Annotated in this window: 23 protein-coding genes; 17 read left to right on the forward strand and 6 right to left on the reverse strand. The window is 58.9% G+C overall.

Annotation, left to right across the window (positions count from 1 at the left end; genetic code table 11):
• Window positions 1-11 precede the first annotated feature (11 nt).
• Together pdxJ and acpS are read left to right on the forward strand one after the other, a co-directional pair.
• Window positions 12-743 carry a pyridoxine 5'-phosphate synthase gene (gene pdxJ / locus H7K56_RS10420; protein ID WP_150360878.1) on the forward strand — a complete coding sequence of 244 codons (732 nt, stop codon included), beginning with the start codon at window positions 12-14 and terminating at the stop codon, window positions 741-743.
• Window positions 743-1,123, forward strand: coding sequence for a holo-ACP synthase (gene acpS / locus H7K56_RS10425; protein ID WP_010617758.1), 381 nt, complete (start codon window positions 743-745; stop codon window positions 1,121-1,123). The genes pdxJ and acpS overlap by 1 nt, the downstream gene beginning before the upstream one ends.
• Here acpS and H7K56_RS10430 read toward each other — a convergent pair.
• Together H7K56_RS10430 and H7K56_RS10435 are read right to left on the reverse strand one after the other, a co-directional pair.
• Window positions 1,120-1,368, reverse strand: coding sequence for a YfhL family 4Fe-4S dicluster ferredoxin (locus H7K56_RS10430; RefSeq protein ID WP_150360877.1), 249 nt, complete (start codon window positions 1,366-1,368; stop codon window positions 1,120-1,122). The genes acpS and H7K56_RS10430 overlap by 4 nt on opposite strands.
• A 55-nt stretch (window positions 1,369-1,423) precedes the next feature.
• On the reverse strand, window positions 1,424-2,263 hold the full coding sequence (locus H7K56_RS10435; RefSeq protein ID WP_150360876.1) for a MurR/RpiR family transcriptional regulator: 840 nt from the start codon (window positions 2,261-2,263) through the stop codon (window positions 1,424-1,426).
• A 216-nt stretch (window positions 2,264-2,479) separates the two neighbouring features.
• On the opposite strand from H7K56_RS10435, the gene yfhb reads away from it, so the two are divergent.
• Both yfhb and tadA read left to right on the forward strand, forming a co-directional pair.
• Window positions 2,480-3,118, forward strand: a complete 639-nt coding sequence (gene yfhb / locus H7K56_RS10440; RefSeq protein WP_010618503.1) for a phosphatidylglycerophosphatase C — start codon at window positions 2,480-2,482, stop codon at window positions 3,116-3,118.
• Between the two features lie 57 nt (window positions 3,119-3,175).
• Window positions 3,176-3,670 (forward strand): tRNA adenosine(34) deaminase TadA, encoded by a 495-nt coding sequence (gene tadA / locus H7K56_RS10445; RefSeq protein ID WP_071813580.1) that lies wholly within the window; start codon window positions 3,176-3,178, stop codon window positions 3,668-3,670.
• Here the strand turns inward: tadA and mltF are convergent.
• Window positions 3,667-5,124, reverse strand: coding sequence for a membrane-bound lytic murein transglycosylase MltF (gene mltF / locus H7K56_RS10450; protein ID WP_150360875.1), 1,458 nt, complete (start codon window positions 5,122-5,124; stop codon window positions 3,667-3,669). The genes tadA and mltF overlap by 4 nt on opposite strands.
• Window positions 5,125-5,394: 270 nt before the next feature.
• On the opposite strand from mltF, the gene purL reads away from it, so the two are divergent.
• The 5 genes from purL to glnB all read left to right on the forward strand — a co-directional run bounded on the left by purL (window position 5,395) and on the right by glnB (window position 13,780).
• Window positions 5,395-9,285, forward strand: a complete 3,891-nt coding sequence (gene purL, locus H7K56_RS10455; protein ID WP_150360874.1) for a phosphoribosylformylglycinamidine synthase — start codon at window positions 5,395-5,397, stop codon at window positions 9,283-9,285.
• 642 nt (window positions 9,286-9,927) lie between these two features.
• Window positions 9,928-11,355: a sensor histidine kinase gene (locus H7K56_RS10460; RefSeq protein WP_150360873.1), complete on the forward strand. Its 1,428-nt coding sequence runs from the start codon at window positions 9,928-9,930 to the stop codon at window positions 11,353-11,355.
• A 3-nt stretch (window positions 11,356-11,358) separates the two neighbouring features.
• Entirely contained in the window at window positions 11,359-12,030 is a 672-nt protein-coding gene (gene qseG / locus H7K56_RS10465; protein WP_150360872.1) for a two-component system QseEF-associated lipoprotein QseG, read from the forward strand.
• A gap of 2 nt (window positions 12,031-12,032) precedes the next feature.
• Window positions 12,033-13,364, forward strand: a complete 1,332-nt coding sequence (gene glrR / locus H7K56_RS10470; protein ID WP_058758284.1) for a two-component system response regulator GlrR — start codon at window positions 12,033-12,035, stop codon at window positions 13,362-13,364.
• Window positions 13,365-13,441: 77 nt separating this feature from the next.
• Window positions 13,442-13,780 carry a nitrogen regulatory protein P-II gene (gene glnB / locus H7K56_RS10475; protein ID WP_007886217.1) on the forward strand — a complete coding sequence of 113 codons (339 nt, stop codon included), beginning with the start codon at window positions 13,442-13,444 and terminating at the stop codon, window positions 13,778-13,780.
• Between the two features lie 51 nt (window positions 13,781-13,831).
• Here the strand turns inward: glnB and hmpA are convergent, their stop codons facing one another.
• Window positions 13,832-15,016: an NO-inducible flavohemoprotein gene (gene hmpA, locus H7K56_RS10480; protein ID WP_150360871.1), complete on the reverse strand. Its 1,185-nt coding sequence runs from the start codon at window positions 15,014-15,016 to the stop codon at window positions 13,832-13,834.
• 337 nt (window positions 15,017-15,353) lie between these two features.
• Here hmpA and glyA point away from each other — a divergent pair, with 337 nt between their 5' ends.
• A complete protein-coding gene (glyA, locus tag H7K56_RS10485) occupies window positions 15,354-16,607 on the forward strand; it encodes a serine hydroxymethyltransferase (protein ID WP_021506540.1) in 1,254 nt (417 codons plus the stop codon).
• A 124-nt stretch (window positions 16,608-16,731) separates the two neighbouring features.
• Complete coding sequence (locus H7K56_RS10490) at window positions 16,732-17,868, forward strand: 3-phenylpropionate MFS transporter (protein ID WP_150360870.1); 1,137 nt, start codon at window positions 16,732-16,734, stop codon at window positions 17,866-17,868.
• On the opposite strand, the gene csiE is transcribed toward H7K56_RS10490, so the two are convergent.
• A complete protein-coding gene (csiE, locus tag H7K56_RS10495) occupies window positions 17,865-19,133 on the reverse strand; it encodes a stationary phase inducible protein CsiE (protein WP_058770857.1) in 1,269 nt (422 codons plus the stop codon). The two genes, H7K56_RS10490 and csiE, sit on opposite strands and share 4 nt — an antisense overlap.
• A gap of 158 nt (window positions 19,134-19,291) precedes the next feature.
• Here csiE and H7K56_RS10500 point away from each other — a divergent pair, with 158 nt between their 5' ends.
• The 3 genes from H7K56_RS10500 (at window position 19,292) to H7K56_RS10510 (ending at window position 22,101) form a co-directional block, all read left to right on the forward strand.
• A complete protein-coding gene (locus tag H7K56_RS10500; protein ID WP_150360869.1) occupies window positions 19,292-19,918 on the forward strand; it encodes a DUF1007 family protein in 627 nt (208 codons plus the stop codon).
• Complete coding sequence (locus H7K56_RS10505; protein WP_150360868.1) at window positions 19,909-20,886, forward strand: nickel/cobalt transporter; 978 nt, start codon at window positions 19,909-19,911, stop codon at window positions 20,884-20,886. Before H7K56_RS10500 ends, H7K56_RS10505 begins: the two co-directional genes overlap by 10 nt.
• Before the next feature lie 201 nt (window positions 20,887-21,087).
• Complete coding sequence (locus H7K56_RS10510) at window positions 21,088-22,101, forward strand: hypothetical protein (protein WP_059009926.1); 1,014 nt, start codon at window positions 21,088-21,090, stop codon at window positions 22,099-22,101.
• Between the two features lie 46 nt (window positions 22,102-22,147).
• Here the strand turns inward: H7K56_RS10510 and suhB are convergent, their stop codons facing one another.
• Window positions 22,148-22,951, reverse strand: coding sequence for an inositol-1-monophosphatase (suhB, locus tag H7K56_RS10515; protein ID WP_058758291.1), 804 nt, complete (start codon window positions 22,949-22,951; stop codon window positions 22,148-22,150).
• Window positions 22,952-23,073: 122 nt separating this feature from the next.
• Here suhB and trmJ point away from each other — a divergent pair, with 122 nt between their 5' ends.
• The 3 genes from trmJ (at window position 23,074) to H7K56_RS10530 (ending at window position 25,709) form a co-directional block, all read left to right on the forward strand.
• Window positions 23,074-23,817 carry a tRNA (cytosine(32)/uridine(32)-2'-O)-methyltransferase TrmJ gene (gene trmJ, locus H7K56_RS10520; RefSeq protein WP_031279390.1) on the forward strand — a complete coding sequence of 248 codons (744 nt, stop codon included), beginning with the start codon at window positions 23,074-23,076 and terminating at the stop codon, window positions 23,815-23,817.
• Between the two features lie 135 nt (window positions 23,818-23,952).
• Window positions 23,953-24,450 carry a Fe-S cluster assembly transcriptional regulator IscR gene (gene iscR / locus H7K56_RS10525; protein ID WP_031279392.1) on the forward strand — a complete coding sequence of 166 codons (498 nt, stop codon included), beginning with the start codon at window positions 23,953-23,955 and terminating at the stop codon, window positions 24,448-24,450.
• Window positions 24,451-24,539: 89 nt separating this feature from the next.
• Window positions 24,540-25,709 carry an IscS subfamily cysteine desulfurase gene (locus H7K56_RS10530; protein WP_136545942.1) on the forward strand — a complete coding sequence of 390 codons (1,170 nt, stop codon included), beginning with the start codon at window positions 24,540-24,542 and terminating at the stop codon, window positions 25,707-25,709.
• The last annotated feature ends 47 nt before the right edge of the window (window positions 25,710-25,756 follow it).

Genomic DNA, 25,756 nt, shown 5'->3' on the forward strand with positions numbered 1-25,756 from the left:
TAAGGATTGTCATGGCTGAGTTGCTGTTAGGGGTCAACATCGATCACATCGCCACCGTACGTAACGCACGTGGCACAAATTATCCCGATCCGGTACAGGCCGCGTTTGTCGCGGAGCAGGCGGGCGCAGACGGCATTACCGTGCACCTGCGTGAAGATCGCCGTCACATCACCGACCGCGACGTGCGGATTCTGCGCGACACCATTCATACCCGCATGAATCTTGAGATGGCGGTCACCGACGAAATGGTGGGCATCGCCTGCGACATCAAACCGCATTTTGTCTGCCTGGTGCCGGAAAAGCGCCAGGAAGTGACCACGGAAGGCGGCCTTGATGTGGCCGGTCAGCAGGATAAAGTCAACGCGGCAGTCAAACAGCTGAGCGAGGCGGGCATTCTGGTGTCGCTATTTATTGATGCCGATCAGCGCCAGATTGAAGCGGCGGTCGCCAGCGGTGCGCCTTACATTGAAATCCATACTGGCGCCTATGCTGAAGCAGCGGAAGGGCTGGCACGCGATACCGAACTGGCGCGTATCGCCAGCGCTGCGACCTTTGCCGCCAGCCGCGGCCTGAAGGTCAATGCTGGCCACGGTCTGACGTATCACAACGTCCAGCCGATTGCTGCGCTGCCGGAAATGCATGAGCTGAACATTGGTCACGCGATTATCGGTCGTGCGCTGTTCAGCGGTCTTGCAGCGGCGGTCAGCGACATGAAGGCGCTGATGCGGGAAGCGCGTCGCTAATGGCCATTCTGGGGCTGGGCAGCGATATCGTCGAAATCGAGCGTATCGCCGGCGTGATTGAACGCTCCGGCGATCGTCTGGCGCGCCGCGTGCTGAGCGAAGCTGAGTGGCAGCAGTATCAGGCGCATCAGCAGCCGGTGCGCTTCCTCGCCAAGCGTTTTGCGGTGAAAGAGGCGGCGGCAAAAGCCTTCGGCACCGGCATTCGCGGCGGCTTAGCGTTTAATCAGTTTGAAGTGTACAACGATGCGCTGGGGAAGCCTGGCCTGCGTTTCTTTGAACAGGCCAAAGTGATTGCCAGCCAGCTGGGCGTGCAGCATGTGCACGTCACGCTGGCCGACGAGCGCCACTATGCCTGCGCCACGGTGATTATCGAAGATTAAGCGTGCAGCAGCACAAACTTCTCCCACAGCGCGTCGCGACTTTCCACGTGCTGTGGGTCTGAAAGAATAGTGTTATCAATCGGGCAGACGCTCTGACAGGTCGGCTCATCATAATGACCCACGCACTCAGTGCAGCGGTCAGCGTCGATCTGATAGATCGATTTACCCATGCTGATCGCCTGGTTCGGGCACTCAGGCTCGCACATGTCGCAGTTAATGCATTTGGTGGTGATCAGTAAGGCCATCAGGTGAGTCCGTTAACAACAATAAAAGCGCGGTTATTATACTCACCTCAGCTCATCAGACCAGCTTTTTCACCAGCTCCTCGCTGTGACGAATATGGCTGGAGGCGCGTTCCGGATCGTTTTGCACCAGCGCCATAAACAGCAGATCGGTCAGCGCCAGCTGGGCGCTGGTGGAGGAGATGGCCGCACTGCGCGTGCTCTGCTCCTCGGCGACGGTGTACAGGCAGACCGTCGCGCACTGCTGCAGCGAATTCGGGGTAAAGCCGGTGAACGCCAGCACATCGGCGCCAATCGCCGCCGCTTCCTGCGCCGCGAGGTTGATCTCGCGACGTTCGCCGGTGTAGGAGATTGCCAGCAGCACATCGCCGGGTGCCATCGCCTGAATGCTGGCCAGCAGCGCGTGCATGTCCTGCTCGGCGACGGCGTTGATGCCAATCTTCATCAGCTTCCACGAAAAATCTTTCGCCACCAGCCCGGAGGCGCCAATGCCGACCAGCAAAATGCGGTTGGCGTTTTTCAGCAGCTGCAGCGTTTCCGTGAGTTTCTCTTCGCTGTTGATATCCAGCGTGGCGCGAATCGCCGAAATCTTTTCCGTCAGCAGCTTTTCGCCGACAACTTTAAGCGGATCGTCACTCAGAATGTGGTTGTGCACGGTGATGGCATCGCGGTCGGCCAGCGACTCACTCAGCGCCAGCTTCAGCGCCGGAAAGCCTTTGTAACCCAGTTTCTGGGCGAACTTCACCACGCTCGACTGGCTGACGCCTGACTCTTCCGCCAGTTTTTGTGAACTCAGATGCCGTGCCCGATCAGGCTGCGACAGCAAAAAATCCGCCAGCCGACGCTCGTTCAGCGCCAGGCGTGGGTAGAGCTGGCGAATTCGCAGCAATGAACTCATGTCCGATCCTTAATCCATAGTCCCGCACACAGCTTAGCCGCTCGCGGAAGGAAATGTCTGGCCAGGAATGTCAGATGACATCGCGCCGACGCAGAGAATAAACTATTCAAATGGCATTGTAGCCACTGGAATTAAAAATGACAGCTTTCGCCCCGGCGCGCGATGCTGGCTACACTGTAGAGCAGGTATCGCCGCGTTTAGAAAAAGGAGTCGGGTTTGACAAAGGGTTCGCATCGCCGCGTGGTATTTTTTGACCTGGACGGCACGCTGCATCAGCAGGACATGTTTGGCACATTTATGCGTTATTTGTTGCGCCGCCAGCCGCTCAATCTGGTGCTGGTGGTGCCGCTGCTGCCGGTCATCGGCATGGGTATGCTGATAAAGGGCCGCGCCGCGCGCTGGCCGATGAGCCTGCTGCTGTGGGCTATCACCTTTGGCCATCGTGAGGCCACGCTGCGCCAGCGTGAGGCCGAATTTGCCCGCTGGTTTCGCGAGCGCGTTACCGCGTTTCCGGTGGTGCAGCAGCGGCTGACTGACTACCTCAGTAGCGAAGACGCCGATGTCTGGCTGATTACCGGCTCGCCGCAGTCGCTGGTGGAGCAGGTCTATTTTGATTCCGCGTTTCTGCCGCGCGTAAAACTGATCGCCAGCCAGATGAAGCCGGGCCGTGGCGGCCGGGTATTAGCCATGCGCTGTCTCGGCCATGAAAAAGTGGCGCAGCTCGAGGAAAAAATCGGTACGCCGCTGCAGCTGTACAGCGGCTACAGCGACAGCAAGCAGGATAACCCGCTGCTGTTTTTCTGCCAGCATCGCTGGCGCGTGACGCCGCGCGGTGAACTGCAACAGCTGGAGTGAATCGCAGCTGGATTCCGTCTATAATGCGCCGCCTTGTTAATCCGCAGGAGTTGCCCGTTGAACCCACAAACTGATGAATACTGGATGCGCCACGCGCTTGAACTGGCGCGGCGTGCGTGGGAGCAGGGCGAAGTGCCGGTCGGTGCGGTGCTGGTGCAGGGCGACAGAGTGATTGGCGAGGGCTGGAACCGGCCGATTAGCCAGTGCGATCCCACCGCGCATGCCGAGATTATGGCGCTGCGTCAGGGCGGAAAAGTGATTGATAACTACCGGCTGCTCGACACCACCTTATACGTGACGCTGGAGCCGTGCGTGATGTGTGCCGGTGCCATGGTGCACAGCCGGATTACCCGTCTGGTCTATGGTGCGAAGGATGAGAAAACCGGTGCCGCCGGTTCGCTGCTGGATGTGATCGGCCATCCGGGCATGAATCATCAGATCGAGATTGCGCATGGCGTGCTGGCCGAGGAGTGCGCCACGCTGCTGAGCGACTTCTTCCGTATGCGCCGGGAACAGAAGCGCGCACAGCGGCAGGCGCTGCGCGCCGATTAGTTCATCGCAATCTTCGGTTCGACGGCCGGATAACCGGCACCGAGTTCCGCTTCCAGCGCCGACTGCTGCGCCAGCCGTTTCTCCTGCTCCTGCAGATAGCCTACCAGGCTGATCTGATACTTACGGATGTTCTCAACGTAGTTATAAGCTTCGTGGCCGCGCGCATAGCCATAAGTGGTCTGCGCGTAATAGCGCTTCTGGCTCAGCATCGGCAGGCGCAGCTTAACGTCGGCCCAGCTGTCCGGATTGCCGCCCTGTTTCTGGGTCAGCCGGCGTGCATCCAGCATATGTGCGTAGCCCATGTTGTAGGCCGCCAGCGCAAACCAGATGCGTTCATCTTCCGGAATGGTCTCCGGCACTTTTTCCATCATGCGCCGCAGGTATTCGCTGCCGCCGCGAATGCTCTGTTCCGGATCGAGACGATCGTTCACGTCGAGGCTGTCAGCGGTATTGCGCGTCAGCATCATCATGCCGCGCACGCCGGTGGGCGAGGTCGCCTGCGGATTCCAGTGCGACTCCTGGTAGGAAATCGCCGCCAGTAGGCGCCAGTCGATACTGGACGCGTACTTCTCAAACAGCGGCTTGATATCCGGCAGCGTGTTATCAATCGCCCGCAGGAAGGTGCGGGTATCGACATAATCAAAGGTGCCGACGTGGCCGAGATACTTCTCTTCCAGCCGCGCCATGGTGCCTTCTTCCCCCATCTGACTGTAGAAGTCGAGCATGGCGGCGTTCAGGCTATCGTCATCGTTACGCGGCAGATACCAGGTCACCGGCTCTTCATCGGTAATATCAAACGCCACCGCCAGCTGTGGATGGATGCGCTGCAGCAGGCCGATGGTCACCGAATCCCCCACGGTATAGTCAAGCTTGCCGTCGGCAACCGCTTCCAGCAGCGCTTTCTGGCCCATATCGGTGGAAATGGCCCAGTCGAGATCGGGATAGCTGTCCGCTTTGGCGGAACGTAACGTTGACAGATAGGCCGAACCGGACTGCACAATCAGCCGGCCTTTCAGATCACCAAGGTTTTTGGGCCGCGGCTTGTCGATGCGATACACCAGCTGCTGCGACACGGAATAGTAGCTCGGGCCACTCTGATAACGGCTAAGGCGCTCGCTGTTGTAGATCAGCCCGGCGGCCAGCAGGTCGGCTTTGCCGTCGTCGAGATCGTCAAACAGGTCGCCGAGGTTGGGCCGCACCGTGACTTCCAGCTTCACGCCAAGATAATCGGCGAAACGCTTCGCCAGCTCGTAGTCCATACCGGCTGGTGCATTATTGATGGTGTAGTAAGTCAGCGGCGAGTTGACGGTACTGATGCGCAACACTCCCCGCGATTTGATCTGTGATAACGCGTCTTTTCCGCCCCCGTACCAGGGGATGGACGGCCACAGCGCCAGCGCAAGCAGCACGGTGATCAGACCGATAAACAGATAATTTAATTTCAGGCGTTTCAAATAGTTGTCTCGTAATGGCTCACAGGCCTCTGTCTTTTAAAGGCAGTATTTATGTTGTTTTGCACTCCCAGAGCGAGGGGCATTTTGCGCAACAAAGCGCAACAGGGCAACTTATATAGCAAGATTTGCGCAAAATTCAGGCAAATCCTGAGGCTCAGTTTTTCTGCGCAAACGGTTTCGTAACCCGTGCCATTTCTCTATAATACCGCCCGTTTTCCCTGTTGCGCCCCATGAAGCGTCGCCCGGCGCTTCGAAGACGAGAGATCTTTAATGATGGAAATTCTGCGTGGTTCGCCCGCTCTGTCGGCATTTCGTGTAAACAAACTGCTGACCCGCTTTCAGGACGCTCATCTGCCGGTGAGTGATATTTACGCCGAGTACGTCCATTTCGCCGATGTCAGCGCACCGCTCAGCGCGGAACAGCAAGCCCGCCTGCAGCGTCTGCTGAAATACGGTCCTTCTCTCGCCGAACATGCGCCACAAGGGCGTCTGTTGCTGGTGACGCCGCGTCCCGGCACCATTTCTCCCTGGTCATCGAAAGCCACCGATATCGCCCACAACTGCGACCTGCCACAGGTATTGCGCCTGGAGCGCGGTCTGGCCTTCTATGTACAGGCACCGCAGCTGACTGACGCGCAGTGGCAGCAGCTGGCCAGCCTGCTGCACGACCGCATGATGGAAACCGTGTTCACGGAGCTCAGCGCGGCAGAACAGCTGTTCGCGCATCATGAGCCGCAGCCGCTGAAAAGCGTAGACGTGCTGGGCGGAGGGCGCGAGGCGCTGGAGCAGGCTAACCGCACGCTCGGCCTGGCGCTGGCCGATGACGAAATTGATTACCTGCTCGATGCCTTCACCAGACTGGGCCGCAATCCGAACGACATCGAGCTCTATATGTTCGCTCAGGCGAACTCCGAGCACTGTCGTCACAAGATTTTTAACGCCGACTGGATTATCGACGGCGAAAAACAGCCGAAGTCGCTGTTTAAAATGATTAAAAACACCTTTGAGCAGCATCCGGAACACGTCCTGTCGGCATATAAAGACAATGCCGCGGTGATGGAAGGCTCTGAGGTCGGGCGTTTCTACGCGGATGCGCAGCAGGGCGAATACGAGTTCCATCAGGAAGCCGCGCATATCCTGATGAAGGTGGAAACCCACAACCACCCGACGGCCATTTCGCCATGGCCAGGTGCCGCCACCGGTTCCGGCGGGGAAATCCGTGACGAAGGTGCCACCGGACGTGGCGCGAAGCCGAAAGCGGGTCTGGTCGGCTTCTCGGTTTCCAACCTGCGTATTCCCGGCTTTGAACAGCCGTGGGAAGAGGATTTCGGCAAGCCGGATCGCATTGTTACCGCGCTGGATATCATGACCGAAGGCCCGTTAGGCGGCGCCGCGTTTAACAACGAATTTGGTCGCCCGGCGTTGAACGGCTATTTCCGTACTTATGAAGAGCAGGTCAACAGCCACAACGGCGTTGAACTGCGCGGCTATCACAAGCCGATCATGCTGGCCGGCGGCATTGGTAACATCCGCGCCGATCACGTGCAGAAGGGTGAAATCGTGGTTGGCGCGAAGCTGATTGTGCTGGGTGGTCCGGCGATGAATATCGGCCTTGGCGGCGGCGCGGCGTCCTCGATGGCGTCCGGCCAGTCGGATGCCGATCTCGACTTCGCCTCGGTGCAGCGTGATAACCCGGAGATGGAGCGTCGCTGTCAGGAAGTGATTGACCGCTGCTGGCAGCTGGGCGAAGCCAACCCGATTCTGTTTATCCACGACGTTGGTGCCGGTGGCCTGTCTAACGCCATGCCGGAGCTGGTGAGCGACGGTGGCCGCGGCGGCAACTTCAACCTGCGCGACATCCTCAGCGATGAACCAGGCATGAGCCCGCTGGAAGTGTGGTGTAACGAGTCGCAGGAGCGTTATGTGCTGGCGGTTGCGCCGGACAAACTGGCGCTGTTCGACGAGCTGTGCCAGCGCGAACGTGCGCCGTATGCGGTGATTGGTGAAGCGACCGAAGAGCAGCACCTGAACCTTGCCGATAGCCATTTCGATAACAAACCGATTGACATGCCGCTCGACGTGCTGCTGGGCAAAACGCCAAAAATGACGCGCGACGTGGCCAGCCAGCAGGCGAAAGGTGACGCGCTGGTGCGGGACGGCATTACCATTGCCGATGCGGTAAACCGCGTGCTGCACCTGCCAACCGTGGCGGAAAAAACCTTCCTGGTGACCATCGGTGACCGCAGCGTAACCGGCATGGTGGCGCGCGATCAGATGGTCGGGCCGTGGCAGATCCCGGTGGCGAACTGCGCCGTGACCACCGCCAGCCTCGACAGCTACCACGGTGAAGCGTTTGCCATGGGCGAACGTGCGCCGGTAGCGCTGCTGGATTTCGCTGCGTCCGGCCGCCTGGCGGTGGGCGAAGCGCTGACCAACCTGGCCGCGACCGCGATCGGTTCGCTGAAGCGCGTGAAGCTGTCGGCAAACTGGATGGCTGCAGCCGGTCACCCGGGCGAAGACGCAGGTCTGTACGCTGCGGTGAAAGCGGTGGGCGAAGAGCTGTGCCCGGCGCTGGGGATCACCATTCCGGTGGGTAAAGACTCCATGTCGATGAAAACCCGCTGGCAGCAGGGCACTGAACAGCGCGAAATGACTTCGCCGCTGTCGCTGGTCATTACGGCTTTTGCACGCGTTGAAGATGTGCGTCGCACCGTGACGCCACAGCTGCAGCCGGAAGGCGACAACCTGCTGCTGCTGGTGGATCTCGGCAACGGCGCCAACACCCTCGGCGCCACGGCGCTGTCACAGGTGTATCGCCAGCTGGGCGACAAAACGGCCGACGTGCGCGATGCCGCGCAGCTGGCCGGCTTCTTCAATGCAATTCAGACGCTGGTCAGCGAGCAGAAACTGCTGGCTTACCACGACCGCTCGGATGGCGGTCTGCTGGTCACTCTGGCTGAGATGGCCTTCACCGGCCACTGCGGTATTGAGGCGGATATCGCCGCGCTGGGCAGCGATGCGCTGGCAGCACTGTTTACGGAAGAGCTGGGCGCCGTACTGCAGATCAACGCTGCCGACCGCGCGGCCGTGGAAAAAGTGTTTGCCGATCACGGTCTGAGCAGCAATGTTCACGTCATCGGTAAAGCGCTGCCGGGCGACCGTTTTGTTATCCGCTCCGGCGACAGCGCGGTGTACAGCGAAAGCCGTACCACCCTGCGTACCTGGTGGGCTGAAACCACCTGGCAGATGCAGCGCCTGCGCGATAACCCGGCCTGTGCCGATCAGGAACATGAAGCGAAGAAAGACGATAACGATCCTGGCCTGAACGTGCAGCTGACCTTCCGTCCGGAAGAGGATGTGGCAGCACCGATGATCGCCACCGGCGCGCGTCCGCGCGTTGCCGTGCTGCGCGAGCAGGGCGTGAACTCGCACGTTGAGATGGCCGCTGCCTTCCACCGCGCAGGCTTCACCGCGGTTGACGTGCACATGAGCGATCTGCTGGCGGGCCGTCGTGGTCTGGAGGAGTTCCACGCGCTGGTCGCCTGTGGCGGCTTCTCCTACGGCGACGTGCTGGGTGCGGGCGAAGGCTGGGCGAAATCGATTCTGTTCAACAGCCGCGTGCGTGACGAGTTTGAAAACTTCTTCCATCGTCCGCAGACGCTGGCGCTGGGCGTGTGTAACGGCTGCCAGATGATGTCGAATCTGCGTGAACTGATTCCGGGCAGCGAGCTGTGGCCACGCTTTGTGCGTAACCAGTCCGAGCGCTTTGAAGCGCGCTTCAGCCTGGTGGAAGTGGCCGCCAGCCCGTCACTGCTGCTGGACGGCATGGTCGGTTCACGCATGCCGATTGCCGTCTCGCACGGTGAAGGTTTTGTTGAAGTACGTGACGGTGCGCATCTGGCTGAGCTGGAAGCGAAAGGGCTGGTGGCGCTGCGCTTCGTCGATAACTTCGGTAAAGTCACCGAGACCTATCCGGCGAACCCGAACGGCTCACCGAACGGCATCACCGCCGTGACCAACGAAAGCGGGCGCGTCACCATTATGATGCCGCATCCGGAGCGCGTGTTCCGCACCGTCAGCAATTCGTGGCATCCGGCGGAGTGGGGCGAAGACAGCCCGTGGATGCGCATTTTCCGCAACGCGCGCAAGCAGCTGGGTTAAACCTGAATCCTGTCTCTTACCGGTGCCCATTCACGGGCACCGTGCAAAGGCCGCTCAACGCGGCCTTTTTTATTTTTTTGTCGCGTGGGCACCGCTGTCGATCCGCTGTGATTCCCTGACATCTGTGGCATGTCGGAAAATGACGACAATCCCATGACTGAGTTGTCGCTAAAAGGTGACATTTAAATCGTTGTTTTTTATGGGTGCGAAGTTAGCGCGTTAAAGCCGTTGCTAATCGGCGACACTTTTTCCAGACCAGCCGGTCCGAAAGCGTCGTTAATTCCCTCTCTGAGCTGGCAGTATGCTGATTAACAAGGTTATTTATTTTCTGGCACGATAGTTGCTATACTCATTACGTTGCTCATTCTCCTGTCTATGATTGCCCCGCACTGCGGTTGAGCTCATAAAATATCGAATGACGCACCAAACGGAGCCTGCCGTCCACCCAACCGATAATCGCTTGCTTTGCAACGTTATCAGGCACCGGACGCAACGTTGAGTTAGGCTCCACCTATTTTGCAGGCGATGCTGCGGCGTCGCTCTCACGGCAGGCCAAAAGGCCTGCCGTTTTTGTTTTCAGCCTTTCTAACCTTGCCGGACTTCGCTAGCATGCCTGCAACTCACCTCAAAGGAAGCGCGGTTGTGAAGAGATGGCGTCTGTTTCCCCGATCCCTGCGGCAACTGGTTTTAATGGCCTTTCTGCTGGTGCTGCTGCCGCTGCTGGTGCTGGCATGGCAGGCATGGGAAAGCCTTTCAGCATTGAGTAATCAGGCGGCGGACACTAACCGCAACACCTTCACCGACGTGCGTCGCAGTGAGGCGATGGCGCGTACGGCGCTGGAGCTGGAGCGTAGCTATCGCCAGTATTGCGTGCTGGGCGATGCCAGTCTGGCACGCCTGTATCAAACGCAGTGGAGCCGCTACGGCCAGATGCTCAGCAGCCATGCCGCCAGCCTGCCCGATTTGCCAACGTTCAAAATATTGCAGAGCGCGCTGCCGCAGCTGGAAAAGCTGCAGTGTGATAACGGCAATCTGCTGGCACCGGCGGCGAGCGCGCTGGAGGTATTCTCCGCCGCCAACACCCGCATGGTGCAGGCCACGCGTGAAGTGGTGTTTTCACGCGGCCTGCAGCTGCAGCGCGAAATTGCCGATCGCGGCCAGTTTTTTGGCTGGCAGGCGCTGATACTGTTTTTAATCAGTCTGGTGCTGGTACTGCTGTTCACCGGCATGATTATCGGCCCGGTTAAGCGCGTCGAACGCATGATTAACCGGCTGGGTGAGGGCAAAACGCTGGGCAATAGCGTCAGTTTTCGCGGGCCACGCGAAATTCGCTCGCTGGGACAGCGCATCGTCTGGCTCAGCGAACGTCTTAGCTGGCTGGAGGCACAGCGGCATGAGTTTCTGCGCCACCTGTCGCACGAACTCAAAACGCCGCTGGCCAGCCTGCGCGAAGGCACCGAACTGCTGGCCGATCAGGTTGCCGGCCCGCTCAATGCGGAACAGCAGGAAGTTGTCGCCATTCTCGACACCAGCAGCCGTCATCTGCAGCGGCTGATTGAACAGCTGCTCGACTACAATCGCCGGCTGGCGGACAGCCCAATGCGGCTGGAACCGGTGGCTATCGACGCTATCATTGATAGCGTCGTCAGGGTGCACTCACTGCCCGCCAGCGCGCGCCAGATGCACACGCATATCGATCTGCAGGCCCGCTATTGTCTGGCGGAACCGACGCTGTTGCAGCGGGTGATTGATAACCTCTACTCGAACGCCGTGAACTACGGTAGCGAATCCGGTAACATCTGGCTGCAGAGCCAGCAGAAGGGCAACCAGGTGTGGATTGAGGTGGCGAACACCGGCACGCCGATTCCGGCTGAAGAGCAGGCGATGATCTTTGAGCCCTTTTATCAGGGGAGCCAGCAGCGCAAAGGGCCGGTGAAAGGCAGTGGGCTGGGATTAAGCATCGCCAAAGATTGCCTGCGCAGGATGCAGGGTGATTTGCAGTTGGTCACGCGCACGGACGCGGACGTCTGTTTTCGTATCATTTTGACTACCAGCGCCGGGAATGCCTGATTAATGAAACTCACATCCAGCCGATTTCTCGTCGGCGCACTGATTGCCATCGGCCTGAGCGCCTGTCAGGCGCCGCCCCAGAGCAGTACGCCGCGCGGTGCGGTGAACCTGCCGGAGCCGGACGTGCGCCTGGCGGATTATCTGGCCACCGATTGCCAGAATGTCTGGCAGATTGAAGCACCGGCAGCCATGAGCAATCCACTTTACTGGCAGCGCGCTATCGACTGCGGTGAGCGGCTGTCGGCGGCCGAAGCGCGGGCGGAAGCGCGGCGCTGGCCGGTACAGAACTGGGCGCGCGCCTTTAAGCAGGGCATCCTGCTGGCGAACGGCAACGTGACGCCGGTGGAGCGCCGTCAGTACGTTGATACGCTCGACAGCTACAGCGCGGATTATCCGGCGGCGGTGCGTCCGCTGCTGCAGCTGTGGCGCAGTAACCAGGCCGCGCAGCTGGAGCTGAGCGAGGCGCGCGGCCGCTACGCCGCGCTGCAGCAAAGCAATGACGTCGAACTGGATCGCCTGCGTCAGCAGCAAACGCAACTGCGGCAAACGCTGGACGATACCCAGCGTAAACTGCAGCGACTGACTGACATCGAGCGTCAGCTGTCATCGCGCAAAGCGCCGGACAGCGGCGACAGCACACACGGTGCCAGCGATGCCCAAAGCGAGGAGCAGTAATCATGAAACAGGCCGCACGCTTACTGCTGGTGGATGACGATCCGGGCTTACTCAAGCTGCTCGGTATGCGTCTCAGCAGTGAAGGCTATCAGGTAGCGACCGCGGCCAGCGGGCCGGAAGCCCTGCGTCATCTGCAGAAAGAGAAAGTCGATTTGGTGATCAGCGATCTGCGCATGGATGAAATGGATGGCCTGGCGCTATTTGCTGAAATCCAGAAGCGCCATACCGGACTGCCGGTCATCATCCTGACCGCGCACGGCTCGATTCCGGACGCGGTAGCCGCCACGCAGCAGGGCGTGTTCAGCTTTCTGACCAAACCGGTCGATCGCGATGCGCTATACAAAGCGATTGACGAAGCACTGGCGCAGCGCGCGCCGGTCAGCGATGACGGCTGGCGCGAAGCGATTGTCACGCGTAATCCGCTGATGCTGCGGCTGCTGGAGCAGGCGCACATGGTGGCGCAATCTGACGTCAGTATATTGATCAACGGCCAGAGCGGCACCGGTAAAGAGGTGCTGGCGCAGGCGATTCATGCTGCCAGTCCGCGCGCCGGCAAACCTTTCATTGCCATCAACTGCGGCGCGCTGCCGGAACAGCTGCTGGAGTCCGAGCTGTTTGGCCACGCCAAAGGCGCCTTCACCGGTGCCGTAAGTGCGCGCGAAGGGCTGTTTCAGGCGGCGGAAGGCGGCACGCTGTTTCTCGATGAGATTGGCGACATGCCGCAGGCGCTGCAGGTAAAGCTTCTCCGCGTGCTGCAGGAGCGCAAAGTGCGTCCGCTGGGCAGCAACCGCGATCTCGACATCAACGTGCGCATCATCTCTGCCACGCATCGCGATCTGCCGAAGGCGATGGAGAAGAAAAGCTTCCGCGAAGATCTCTACTATCGTCTCAACGTGGTGAATCTCAGGATCCCGGCGTTGCATGAACGCGCCGAAGACATCCCGTTGCTGGCCAACCATCTGCTGCGCCAGTCGGCCGATCGCCACAAACCGTTTGTGCGCAGCTTCTCGGTCGATGCGATGAAACGGCTGGTGAGTGCCAGCTGGCCGGGAAATGTGCGCCAGCTGGTTAACGTGATTGAGCAGTGCGTGGCGCTTACTACGTCGCCGGTGATTGGTGACGCGCTGGTAGAGCAGGCGCTGGCTGGCGAGAACACGGCGCTACCGACCTTTGTCGAAGCACGCAACCAGTTTGAGCTTAACTATCTGCGCAAACTGCTGCAGATGACCAAAGGTAATGTGACGCATGCGGCGCGTCTGGCTGGACGCAACCGTACCGAGTTTTATAAGCTGCTGTCGCGCCACGAACTGGACGCCAGCGAATTTAAAGAGTAGCTTGCTGCGGCAGCGTCAGGAACACTTATACTCATAGTTACCCGTCCATCATGGAGGGAGCGAAAAAAGGATCTGTGATGAAAAAGATCGATGCAATTATCAAACCATTCAAACTCGATGATGTGCGTGAAGCCTTAGCGGAAGTGGGCATCACCGGGATGACGGTCAGCGAAGTGAAAGGCTTCGGACGTCAGAAAGGCCACACCGAGCTGTATCGCGGTGCCGAATACATGGTCGATTTTCTGCCAAAAGTGAAAATCGAGATGGTGGTGGGCGATGATATCGTCGATACCTGCGTAGAAACCATCATGAAAACCGCGCAGACCGGTAAAATCGGCGACGGCAAAATTTTTGTCTTTGACGTGGCGCGCGTCGTGCGTATTCGTACCGGCGAGGAAGACGAAGAGGCCATCTGAGCCCTTCGCTCCTCACCAGACACAAAGCCTGCCGCGTGCAGGCTTTTTCATTTACAGCACTTTGTGCGGACCGAACACTTCGTAGTGAATGCGGTCGGCGCTGATGCCGGCATCCGTCAGCTGGCGCGCAACAAACTGCATGAATGCCAGCGGGCCGCAAATCCAGAACTCACCCTCTGGCTGGGTCAGTGCGGTTGAGACGGTGGCTAAATCCATCAGACCCTGCGCGTCGTAACGTCCCGCGTCGTCAGCTTGCGGCTGGCGATACCAGACGTGGCGGCTAAAGCGCGGCAGTTGCGCGCCCAGCGCTGCGACCTCATCAGCAAACGCGTGCTGCGCGCCGTTTTCGGCGGCGTGCAGCCAGCATACCGCGGCCGGATGCTGCTGCTCCGCCAGGCTGGCCAGCATGGCTAACAGCGGTGTTTGCCCGACGCCGGCTGAGATCAGCGTCACCGGCGTCTGAGCCGCTGCCTGCAGGAAGAAATCCCCGGCCGGCGCGGCGCACTGCACGATATCGCCGACCTTCGCATGCTGATGCAGCCAGCCGGAGATGCTGCCCTGCGCTTCGTGTTTCACCGCAATGCGATAGGCTTTGCCATCCGGCAGATGCGTCAGCGAATACTGGCGGTGCTGAATGTAGTCGCTGTCCGCCGGGCGCAGACTGAGGGTCAGATACTGACCGGGCAGGAAGCCCGCCACCGGCTCTCCATCATTCGGCACCAGCTCAATGCTTTTGATCACCGAGCTCTGCGCGGTAATCGCACGGATACGAAAATCGCGCGCGCCGCGCCAGCCGCCGACCTTTTCTTCCGACGCACGGTAAATCGCTGCTTCACGCTGGATAAACACCTCAGCCAGCACGCCATAGGCTTTGCCCCACGCCGCCAGTACTTCATCGCCTGGATTGAGCAGCTCTTTAATCGTCGCCAGCAGGTTTTCCCCGACAATCGCGTACTGCGCCGGCTGAATATTCAGGCTGGCATGCTTCTGCGCAATTTTCTCCACCGCTGGCAGCAGCACCGCAAGATTTTCCAGGTTGCTGCCGTACGCACAGATCGCGTTAAACAGCGCTTCACGCTGATTGCCGCTGCGCTGGTTGTTCATGTTAAACACGTTCTTCAGCTCGGGATGCTGCGTCAGCATCCGCTGATAAAAGTGACCGGTCAGCTGCGGGCCGAGTTGAGCAATCGCGGGCAGGGTAGATTTCACGGTGGCGATGGTTTGCGCGTCAAGCATGGGCTGATCCTCAGAGTTATTTTAAACATGTATTTTAAATGCATGTTATGCCTGTTGCCGCGCACTGTAAATCCCCTGTTTTGTCTGGGGTGGTGAGTGCCAATCTGCTGGCGGGCGCGCAAAGCTGAAAAATTTTCCCGCTGCTGATGAACAAATATCCGGTTTTCTTCCCCGGCTAAAAAGCGTAAAAATCCCGTGCCAGCGCCTTGCCAATCGTTTGCGTAAAAAGAGGGGATTGGCGCTACCGTCCCCTGGCAAAACCGTTTACACTGTTGGCCTTCGCCCCTTAGCCGGGGCTTAAACTGCCGTTAAAAAGTTGCTGAGTCAGGAGATGCGGATGTTAAAGCGTGATATGAACATTGCCGATTATGATGCCGAGTTGTGGCAGGCTATGGAGCAGGAGAAGGTGCGTCAGGAAGAGCACATTGAACTGATTGCTTCGGAAAACTACACCAGCCCACGCGTTATGCAGGCGCAAGGTTCACAGCTCACCAACAAATATGCCGAAGGCTATCCGGGCAAACGCTACTACGGCGGATGTGAATATGTGGATATCGTTGAGCAGCTGGCGATCGATCGCGCCAAAGCGCTGTTCGGCGCGGATTACGCTAACGTGCAGCCGCACTCCGGCTCCCAGGCTAACTTCGCGGTGTATACCGCGCTGCTGCAGCCGGGCGACACCATTCTGGGCATGAACCTGGCACACGGTGGTCACCTGACCCACGGTTCGCCGGTCAACCTGTCCGGTAAACTGTACAACGTTATCCCTTACGGCATCGATGAAACCGGCAAAATCAATTACGAAGAGCTGGCCGAACTGGCGCAGACCCACAAGCCAAAAATGATCGTGGGCGGCTTCTCTGCTTACTCTGGCGTGTGCGACTGGGCCAAAATGCGTGAAATCGCCGACAGCATCGGCGCCTGGCTGTTTGTTGATATGGCCCACGTTGCCGGTCTGATCGCTGCTGATGTCTACCCGAACCCGGTACCGCACGCGCACATCGTGACCTCGACCACGCACAAAACGCTGGCCGGCCCGCGCGGTGGCCTGATCCTGGCGAAAAACGGCGACGAAGAGCTGTACAAGAAACTGAACTCCGCGGTGTTCCCGGGTGGTCAGGGCGGCCCGCTGATGCACGTTATCGCCGGCAAAGCCGTGGCGTTCAAAGAAGCCATGGAGCCGGAGTTCAAGGCTTATCAGCAGCAGGTCGCGAAGAACGCCAAAGCGATGGTGGAAGTGCTGCTGGAGCGCGGTTACAACATCGTCTCAGGCGGTACTTACAACCACCTGTTCCTGATCGATCTGGTGAGCAAAGGTCTGACCGGTAAAGAGGCGGATGCCGCTCTGGGCCGCGCTAACATCACCGTGAACAAAAACAGCGTACCTAACGATCCGAAGAGCCCGTTTGTGACCTCCGGTGTGCGTATCGGTACGCCAGCAGTGACCCGTCGCGGTTTCAAAGAAGCGGAAGTGCGCGAACTGGCGGGCTGGATCGCTGACGTTCTCGACAATATCAACGACGAAGCCACTATCGAGCGCACCAAACAGAAAGTGCTGGATATCTGTGCCCGTCTGCCGGTTTATGCCTGATAAGCGCTAAACCCGCAGTGTGAAGAAGGATGGCGCAAGCCATCCTTTTTTTATTCCCTTTCGCAGGCGGCTTTGAGAAAGTAACGGCCATTCCGCGCACGGCGGAGCGTCAACAGGAGGAAACATGACCATCGGATCGGCCAGGTGGCTGGGACTGAGCTACTTCACCTACTTTTTCTGCTATGGCATCTATCTGCCGTTCTGGAGCGTGTGGCTGAAAGGCAACGGGCTGGATGCGGAAAAAATTGGCCTGCTGCTCGGCTGTGGCATGGTGGCGCGCTTTGCCGGCAGCCTGTTGATTGCTTCGCAGGTGAAAAATCCAGCGCAGCTGATTGTTGCGCTGCGCCTGCTGGCGCTGGCGACCTGTCTGTTCGCGCTCGGTTTCTGGCTGGGCAGTCAGTGGCTATGGCTGCTGCTGGTGATGATTGGTTTTAACCTGTTCTTCTCGCCGCTGGTGCCGCTGAGTGATGCGCTGGCGGCCACCTGGACACAGCAAATCGGGCTGGCCTATGGTCCGGTACGGCTGTGGGGCTCGCTGGCGTTTGTTATCAGCTCGGCGCTTACCGGTATGCTGGTCAGCGCCTGGTCATCGCAGGTGATTCTGCTGCTGCTGAGCGTCGGCGCGCTGGCGATGCTGTCCGGCATGCTGCTGCCGCCACAAACCCGACCGCAGGGTGAGCTACGCCAGGGAGCGAGCGGGGGCTGGGCGGCGTGGCGCGACCTGCTGCGCGAGAACAGCGTCTGGCGTTTCATGCTGTGCGTAACGCTGATGCAGGGCGCGCACGCTGCTTATTACAGCTTCAGCGCCATCTGGTGGCAGGAAGCGGGCTACTCCGCGTCGGTCGTGGGCTACCTGTGGTCGCTGGGCGTGGTGGCCGAAATCGTGATTTTTGCCCTGAGTAACCGGCTGTTTCGCCGCTGGAGCGCGCGCGATCTGCTGCTGCTGTCCGGCGTGTGCGCGCTGGTGCGCTGGACGCTGCTGGGTGCCAGCACTGCGCTACCGCTGTTGATTGTGGCGCAGATTCTGCACTGCGGCAGCTTTACCGTCTGCCATCTGGCGGCGATGCGCTTTATTGCCGCGCGTAAAGGCGCAGAGGTGATTCGTCTGCAGTCGCTCTATTCGGCGCTGGCAATGGGCGGCGGCATCGCGGTGATGACGATGGTTTGCGGCGTGCTGTTTACTCACCTGCACGGCCAGCTGTTCTGGGTGATGGCGCTGGTGGCGCTGCCGGCGCTGTTCCTGCGGCCACGCGCGGCTTAAGACTCCAGCAGCTGACGAATGCGCTGCTGCTGGTGATCGCTCAGCGGCAGCTCAGCGTGGATCAGCGGCGGCGAGTAGAGCGGCAGGGCGGTGGCGTAGGGCGTTACCACCAGTGCCACATCGCGCGGTGCGCCTTCACGCTGAAAGTGCAGCATATCCTGATAGGTAATATTGATTGGCAACAGCATCATTTCCCGCAGCTGCTGCTCCAGCAGCTGTTCCAGTGCCGCGTCAGCGCCGGTCAGTAACAGCACCTGTTTCTCCTGTAGCGCGCTCTCCTGCATCAGCCAGCCACCAAACTGCACCGCCACCAGGCTCACTTCTTCCGCGCTAAACTGCGTGCCGAAATCGCTGCTGAAGTGCTGCAGCGCGCGCGCCGTGGTACGCAGCAGGCGCGGATAGAGACGCGCCACGTCCAGCGCCACGCTGTTATCAATGCCGATGGCAAAGTGGCTACGATCCAGCGCCTGCGCCAGGTGAGTATAGAGCTGCAGCTTCAGCTGCTGCTGATTTTTGATGCGCGTCTGCGCCAGTTGCTCAAAGCGGGCAATCAGCGCTTCCACCGCAGCCATCAGCTTGTGTGCCTGACTGTCCGCCAGCTGGCTGCCGTCTGGCGCGTGAATCAGGCTGAACAGCAGCGTCCAGAAATCGGTTTCGCTGACGTCCGGTGCCAGATGGCAACGTTTCTGCCAGTGATGGATCACGTCATCCGCTGCGCTACGTTCAATCTTCGCCGCCAGCCAGGCGCGCTGGCGCTCGCTGAACAGCGCCGTCTGACGCTGACACAGCGCATATTTCATGAAAATTTGCAGAAAAAGCCGGTCGCGCGGCGTGAAATCGCGCGCCAGCCGCAGGCTGCAGTGCTGGATCAGCGCCTGCAGATTGGTTTCATCCCACAGCGCTTTCTCAATTTTCAGCACCTTCAGCCGCTGGCGCAGTGCCGGCGCAAAATGGGTGCAGACGAAATCCTGCGACAGGCGCAGCGCGCGGCGCAGCCAGTGCAGCAGGCACAGACGCCGGTCCAGTTCCGTGCCATGAATGCGAAAGCTGCCATCCACCATCTGGTGTAATTCCAGCTGGTGAAAGCGCTGTATCTCATCTCCGACATCCGCGATATCCTGTCGGGCGACAACAGGGTCCACGCCATTCAACTGGCAGAGCTTTTCAAGCGTTAACGCGGGAGCAGGCAGAAACAGCAGCAACAGCAGATGGCAACGACGCTGGGCGCGGCTGAAGAGGGGAGCAGTAGAATGCGCTGAACTCATCAATCGTGTTATCCGCAGGTCATTTTTCAGCTAAGAATAGCCAACTCCACGCGCTGACCCTGGCCTTTGTCATGACTTTTGTTCAGAGCTTCAGGGCGGGTCACAGTTTTTTCTGGCCCGGTATCCTTCTGACTTTAAAATTTGTTACTTTATAACATATGAAAATTGCGCTCGTTAGCTTTACGCTGTTGTTCAGCGGCACCGTGTGGGCGCATCCACACAGCTTTATTGATATGCAGACCGAACTGCTCGGTAAGGACGATCATCTCAGCGCGATGAAGATGGTATGGACCATGGACGAGATCACCTCCGCCGATCTGCTGTACGATGCCGGCAACGCCAAACCCGGCGAGGTGGTGTGGAAAAAGCTGGCGGCACAGGTAATGGCCAATGTGCTGGGCCAGCACTATTTTACCGAAGTGTGGCAGGATAAAAATCGGGTGAAATTTCTCAACCTGCCGCAGGAGTATCAGCTGTCGCGCAAGGGCAACAAAGCAGTGCTGGAGTTCATTGTGCCGTTCGGTGAACCGCAGTCGTTAAGCGCCAGGCAGTACCGCATCCAGACCTTCGATCCCAGTTACTTTGTTGATATGTATTATGACAATCCGCAAGCCATCACAATGGATGAGACCGTGAAAGCCCATTGCCAGTTTGACTTACACACGCCCAAACCGAATGACTCGCTAAAACAGTACGCGCTGTCGCTGGATAAAGCTGACGCACCGCCCGAGGATATGGATCTCGGCCAGCAGTTTGCCCAGACGGTAACCCTGACATGTCATTGATTTCACTGCCTGGCGCTTCCCGTCGCTGGTGGCCGCTGTGGCTGCTGGCTGCGCTGCTGATTTCTGCGGGCGGGATGCTGTGGCTGCACTGGCCGCAGATTCTGCTGCAAAGCGTAGTGTGGCAGAAGGTTCTGCACCGTGAGATGACGCAGCTCCTGCAACAGGTGGCGCAGCAGCCGCAGCAGGCCGGTGTCACGCTGATGCTGTTCAGCCTGGCCTATGGCGTGCTGCATGCGCTGGGGCCGGGCCACGGCAAAGTGGTGATCAGCACTTTTCTCGCTACCCATCCGGCGCAGCTGAAAACCAGCATGAAGCTAACGCTGCTGGCGGCGCTGTTGCAGGGCACGGTGGCGATTGGTCTGGTGACGCTGATGCTGGTGGTGCTGCAAACCTCCTCGCGCCAGCTGCATCTCACCAGTTACTGGCTGGAGAAAGGCAGCTATTTGCTGGTGATGGCGCTCGGCGTCTGGGTGGGCTGGCGCGCGCTGCAGGGGTTACGCCGCGCGTTCCGTCCGGCGACCGGGCTCCAGATTCGCGCGGTACGGCCGCATCATCAGCACCATGCTGACTGCGGCTGCGGTCATGCCCACCTGCCGAGCGCGCAACAGCTGGCCGGTGCGGTGAGCGGCAAAACCCAGGCGCTGGTGGTGCTGTCGATGGGGCTGCGGCCCTGTTCCGGTGCCATCATGATGCTGTTGTTTGCCAAAGTGATTGGCGTGTATGGCTGGGGCGTGGCCTCGGCGCTGACCATGGCGCTGGGCACCGCGCTCACCGTGTCGCTGCTGGGTTTGCTGGTGCAGCGCTCGCGCGTGCTGGCGGTGCGCCTCGGCAGGGTCAGCAGCAGAGGGGCAGCGGAATGGTTGTTGCCGGCCGTGATGCTGGCTGGCAGCCTGCTGTTGCTGCTGGCCGGCTTTATTTTATGGCACAGTGCTACGCCCGGCTTCGGTGGCGGTCTGCGTCCTTTTTAATTAATACGCTTTAAAAAATAAGCGCAGCATGTTCCCTGAATATGCTGCGTTTTTTTTTGCCCGCGACGCAGAGTTTAATTTCTCTTGCCCGACGATCTGGTGAAAAGAGTTTTCTCTGTCTACGCTAGATAATATCAAAAAGGACAGGGTGTGCTCTTATATGCGTTACTCTTTATCGTCAATGTTTGTGAGGAAATAAATATGCCTGAAACCTGGACTAATAATGGCAGCACGGAAACGGTAGTGGAAACGCATGGCGGTGTTCCGTTAAAACGCATTTCCTGGAGTGCCGTATTTGCAGGGGTGATTGCGGCCTTAATCATTCATATTCTGCTGGGGCTGCTGGGGACAGCGATCGGGGCCACGACTATCGATCCGCAGCAGGAACAAAATCCGCTGGAGCACCTTGGCACTGGTGCGCTGATCTGGACCGGCGTCAGCATGCTGATTGCGCTGGCGGTCGGTAGCTACGTTGCCGGGCGGCTGGCACAGCGCGAAGGTGCGCTGCACGGGCTGCTGATGTTTGGCGTCAGCACATTGATTACGCTGTGGCTGGCGATCTCACTTGCCAGCGGTATTATCGGTGGCGCCTTTAATATTTTAGGCTCCGGTTTTAACGCCCTGGGTAACGGTATTTCTGCGGTAGCACCTTCGGTAACCAATATGGCGAAAGAGAAGCTGCAGGAAAATAATATCAACCTTGATGATCTGCAAAATGAATTGCAGACCACGCTGCGCCAGACGGGCAAACCGGAATTGCAGCCGGAAAATTTACAGCAGGATGTAAATAGCGAAGCGAATAATGCGCAAAACCAGGCGAAACAGACGGCACAGAATCCACAGAATGCCGACAATGATATTGCCAATTGGATCCGTGGTGTACTGAGTCGCCATGCCGATACGCTGCAGGCGGCAGACCGCGATGCGCTGAAAAACATTATTAAAGCGCGGACCGGAAAAAGCGATCAGGAAGCGGAGCAGATCGTTAATCAGACTGAGCAGAGCTATCAACAGGCGATGCAGAAATATCAGCAGCTGAAGCAGGAAGCGGAGCAGAAAGCGCGTGAAGCCGCAGAGAAAGCCGCGGCGGCAACGGCGAAAGCCAGCTGGTTTGCCTTCTTCATGATGCTGATCGAGGCGGTGCTGGCGGCGGTCCTCGGTGGTGTCGGTCGGCGTACCCAGCCGCGCACCGTGTTAACCCACGAGCGTCGGTAATAAAGTCGGTAATAAAAAAGGCGGCTGATTTAGCCGCCTTTTTTGCTTAGCGCTTCAGCGCTTCGCTCAGTTCTTCGCGCATGCTTGCCAGCATCGCCTTCACCACACGCGGGTTACCGGCCACCAGGTTGCCAGACAGCATATAGCCGTGGTTACCGGTGAAATCGGTCACCAGACCGCCCGCTTCACGCACCAGCAGTTCACCGGCAGCGAAATCCCATGGCTTCAGGCCAATCTCAAAGAAACCGTCAACGCGACCTGCGGCCACATAGGCCAAATCCAGCGCAGCAGAGCCGGTACGGCGGAAATCAGCGCACTGGGTAAACAGTTTTGCCACGATGTTGATGAACGGCGTAGCGTGCTGCTTCAGCTTGAACGGGAAGCCGGTAGCCAGAATGGTGCCGTCGAGGTCACGCGCCGTGCTGCCGCGCAGGCGATAGCCGTTAAGCTGCGCGCCCTGACCGCGTACAGCGGTGAACAGTTCGTTACGCATTGGATCGTAAACCACCGCCACTTCGGTGCGGCCTTTGATGCGCACGGCGATAGAAACAGCAAAGTGGGGCAGACGTTTGATGAAGTTGGTGGTGCCATCCAGTGGATCGATTACCCATTGAACATCCTGATCGTCGCCCGCCAGCTCACCGCTTTCTTCGGTGATGATGGTGTGTTGCGGGTAGGATTTGCGAATCACTTCGACAATCAGACGTTCTGCGTCGCGGTCAACATTGGTAACGAAGTCGTTGCTGCCTTTCTGGCTGGCTTCGACGGCGTCCGGGGTTTCATAATTCTTGGCAATTAAATTTCCGGCCTTGCGCGCTGCGCGCACGGCGATGTTGAGCATCGGATGCATCGGTATCTCTCACTGGATGTTAAAGAACGGGGTGAAAACGGCGCGGAGTATATCAGGGTGTTCAGCAAATGTCCTGCTTTTATGTTAGGATGCGCGCCATCATTTCCTTATCGCTATCTATTATGCTGCAAAATATCCGAATCGTACTGGTAGAAACCTCGCACACCGGCAACATGGGTTCCGTTGCCCGCGCCATGAAAACCATGGGCTTAAGCAACCTGTATCTGGTCAATCCGCTGGTGAAACCGGACTCGCAGGCCATTTCACTGGCTGCCGGTGCCAGCGATGTGATCGGTGAGGCGAAGATCGTCGATACGCTGGATGAGGCGATTGCCGGCTGTAGCCTGGTGGTGGGCACCAGCGCACGCTCGCGCTCGCTGCCGTGGCCGATGCTTGACTCGCGTGAATGCGGCATCAAAAGCGTGGAAGAGGGCCAGCAGGCGCCGGTGGCGCTGGTGTTTGGCCGCGAGCGCGTGGGCCTGACCAACGAAGAGCTGCAGAAGTGCCACTATCATGTCGCCATTCAGGCCAACCCGGAGTACAGCTCGCTCAACCTGGCGATGGCGGTGCAGATTATCGCCTATGAAGTGCGCATGGCGTGGCTGGACGCGCAGGAGAAAGCCAGTCCGCAGCCCCAGTACGAAGCCTCGCCGTATCCGCTGGTTGACGATCTGGAGCGCTTCTATCAGCACATCGAACAGATGATGCTGAACAGCGGTTTTATCCGCCAGGGCACACCGAGCCAGGTGATGAGCAAACTGCGTCGCCTCTATACCCGTGCGCGTCCGGAGCGCGACGAACTCAACATTCTGCGCGGCATGCTGTCGTCGTTTGAAAAACCCAAAAACGACAAGGGTAATAGTTGAGTAAAACACCAGGTTAAATAGTTGAGCGAAATACTCGGTTAAATAGTTGACCAAAATACTCGGGAATGTCAGACTGGCCTCCATTCTTCAGATAACCCGCCGACTCGCTGGCGGACGCTTACGAGGTTGTATGCTATGAGACTGACATCCAAAGGACGTTATGCCGTAACCGCTATGCTGGACGTTGCCCTGCACTCGCACGAGGGCCCGGTACCGCTGGCCGATATTTCAGAGCGTCAGGGCATTTCGCTCTCCTATCTGGAGCAGTTATTCTCGCGTCTGCGTAAGCACGGTCTGGTGGCCAGCGTGCGGGGTCCGGGTGGCGGTTATCTGTTAGGCAAAGACGCCGGCGCGATTGCAGTTGGTGCGGTGATCACCGCGGTGGACGAATCCGTTGACGCCACCAAATGCCAGGGTAAAGAGGGTTGCCAGGGCGGCGAGCGCTGCCTGACCCACGTTCTTTGGCGCGACCTGAGCGAGCGTATCAGCGACTTCCTCAACAACATCACTCTGGCGGAACTGGTGAATAACCAGGAGATTCTCGACGTGGCCGATCGACAGAACAGCGTTGATAACCGTCGCTTCCAGCAGCATCGCGTGCAGGAAACCATCAACGTCAATCTGCGCGCCTGATCCTCTCTCGTTCAGCCTCTGCTGTTAACCCAGGAGAGGCTGAATCGTGCTATAAAGACGTATGATTTTTTATACGGAGTTTTAGCGCAATGAAATTACCGATCTACCTGGATTACGCAGCGACAACGCCTGCGGATCCGCGTGTCGCCAGCAAAATGATGCAGTTCCTCACTTTGGATGGCACCTTCGGTAACCCCGCTTCCCGTTCCCACCGTTTTGGCTGGCAGGCTGAAGAGGCCGTTGACGTGGCACGCAACCAGGTTGCCGAACTGATCAACGCCGATCCACGCGAAATCGTGTTTACCTCCGGTGCCACCGAGGCCGATAACCTGGCGCTCAAAGGCGCGGCGCAGCAGCATCAGGCGCGCGGTAAACACATCATCACCAGTCAGACCGAACACAAAGCGGTGCTCGACAGCTGTGCTCAGCTGGCGCGCGAAGGCTTTGACGTCACCTTTCTGCAGCCTGGCGCGGACGGCATCGTCACGCCTGCGATGCTGGAAGCGGCACTGCGCGACGACACCGTGCTGGTGTCGCTGATGCACGTCAATAACGAAACCGGCGTGATTCAGGACATCGCCGCGCTGGGCGCGCTGTGTCACGCGCGCGACATCCTGTTCCACGTGGACGCCACGCAAAGCGTGGGCAAACTGCCGCTCGACGTCAGCGCGCTGCCGGTGGATTTGATGTCGTTCTCAGCGCACAAACTGTACGGGCCGAAAGGCATCGGCGCGCTGTGGGTGCGGCGTAAACCAAAACTGCAGATCGACGCGCAGATGCACGGCGGTGGTCACGAGCGCGGCATGCGTTCGGGGACCTTACCGGTGCACCAGATTGTCGGCATGGGCGAAGCCTATCGCATCGCGCGCGAAGAGATGGCGGACGAGAGCGCGCGCCTGGCTACGCTGCGCCATCGTCTGTGGCAGGGCATCAGCACGCTAAGCGACGTACAGCTCAACGGTTCACTCGAACAGGGCGCGCCGAATATCCTCAATATCAGTTTTGCCCACGTCGATGGCGAATCGCTGATCATGGCGCTGAAAGATCTGGCGCTGTCGTCGGGATCCGCCTGTACTTCTGCCAGCCTTGAACCTTCCTACGTTCTGCGCGCCATGGGCGTGGATCAGCAGCTGGCTTACAGCTCGCTGCGCTTTTCGCTGGGTCGCTTTACCACGCAGGAAGAGATCGATTATGCCATCGGGGTGGTACATAAGGCGGTAACGCGCTTACGGGCGCTGACGCCGGCCACTTCCCGCTAAATTTTCGCCCTGCGCCGGTCAGTGCGCAGGGATAACAAACGCAAACG

The organism is Pantoea dispersa (assembly GCF_014155765.1).
In the GTDB taxonomy this organism is placed as follows: Bacteria; Pseudomonadota; Gammaproteobacteria; order Enterobacterales; family Enterobacteriaceae; genus Pantoea; species Pantoea dispersa.

Bases quoted from the DNA above. Each gene is read 5' to 3' on its own strand.
- glyA (WP_021506540.1), top strand. From the start codon at position 15,354: ATGTTAAAGCGTGATATGAACATTGCCGATTATGATGCCGAGTTGTGG.
- glrR (WP_058758284.1), top strand. From the start codon at position 12,033: ATGAAACAGGCCGCACGCTTACTGCTGGTGGATGACGATCCGGGCTTA.
- pdxJ (WP_150360878.1), top strand. From the start codon at position 12: ATGGCTGAGTTGCTGTTAGGGGTCAACATCGATCACATCGCCACCGTA.
- H7K56_RS10435 (WP_150360876.1), bottom strand. From the start codon at position 2,263: ATGAGTTCATTGCTGCGAATTCGCCAGCTCTACCCACGCCTGGCGCTG.
- H7K56_RS10500 (WP_150360869.1), top strand. From the start codon at position 19,292: ATGAAAATTGCGCTCGTTAGCTTTACGCTGTTGTTCAGCGGCACCGTG.
- csiE (WP_058770857.1), bottom strand. From the start codon at position 19,133: ATGAGTTCAGCGCATTCTACTGCTCCCCTCTTCAGCCGCGCCCAGCGT.
- H7K56_RS10510 (WP_059009926.1), top strand. From the start codon at position 21,088: ATGCCTGAAACCTGGACTAATAATGGCAGCACGGAAACGGTAGTGGAA.
- H7K56_RS10490 (WP_150360870.1), top strand. From the start codon at position 16,732: ATGACCATCGGATCGGCCAGGTGGCTGGGACTGAGCTACTTCACCTAC.
- H7K56_RS10530 (WP_136545942.1), top strand. From the start codon at position 24,540: ATGAAATTACCGATCTACCTGGATTACGCAGCGACAACGCCTGCGGAT.
- qseG (WP_150360872.1), top strand. From the start codon at position 11,359: ATGAAACTCACATCCAGCCGATTTCTCGTCGGCGCACTGATTGCCATC.
- H7K56_RS10430 (WP_150360877.1), bottom strand. From the start codon at position 1,368: ATGGCCTTACTGATCACCACCAAATGCATTAACTGCGACATGTGCGAG.
- purL (WP_150360874.1), top strand. From the start codon at position 5,395: ATGATGGAAATTCTGCGTGGTTCGCCCGCTCTGTCGGCATTTCGTGTA.
- H7K56_RS10505 (WP_150360868.1), top strand. From the start codon at position 19,909: ATGTCATTGATTTCACTGCCTGGCGCTTCCCGTCGCTGGTGGCCGCTG.
- trmJ (WP_031279390.1), top strand. From the start codon at position 23,074: ATGCTGCAAAATATCCGAATCGTACTGGTAGAAACCTCGCACACCGGC.
- hmpA (WP_150360871.1), bottom strand. From the start codon at position 15,016: ATGCTTGACGCGCAAACCATCGCCACCGTGAAATCTACCCTGCCCGCG.
- glnB (WP_007886217.1), top strand. From the start codon at position 13,442: ATGAAAAAGATCGATGCAATTATCAAACCATTCAAACTCGATGATGTG.
- iscR (WP_031279392.1), top strand. From the start codon at position 23,953: ATGAGACTGACATCCAAAGGACGTTATGCCGTAACCGCTATGCTGGAC.
- acpS (WP_010617758.1), top strand. From the start codon at position 743: ATGGCCATTCTGGGGCTGGGCAGCGATATCGTCGAAATCGAGCGTATC.
- suhB (WP_058758291.1), bottom strand. From the start codon at position 22,951: ATGCATCCGATGCTCAACATCGCCGTGCGCGCAGCGCGCAAGGCCGGA.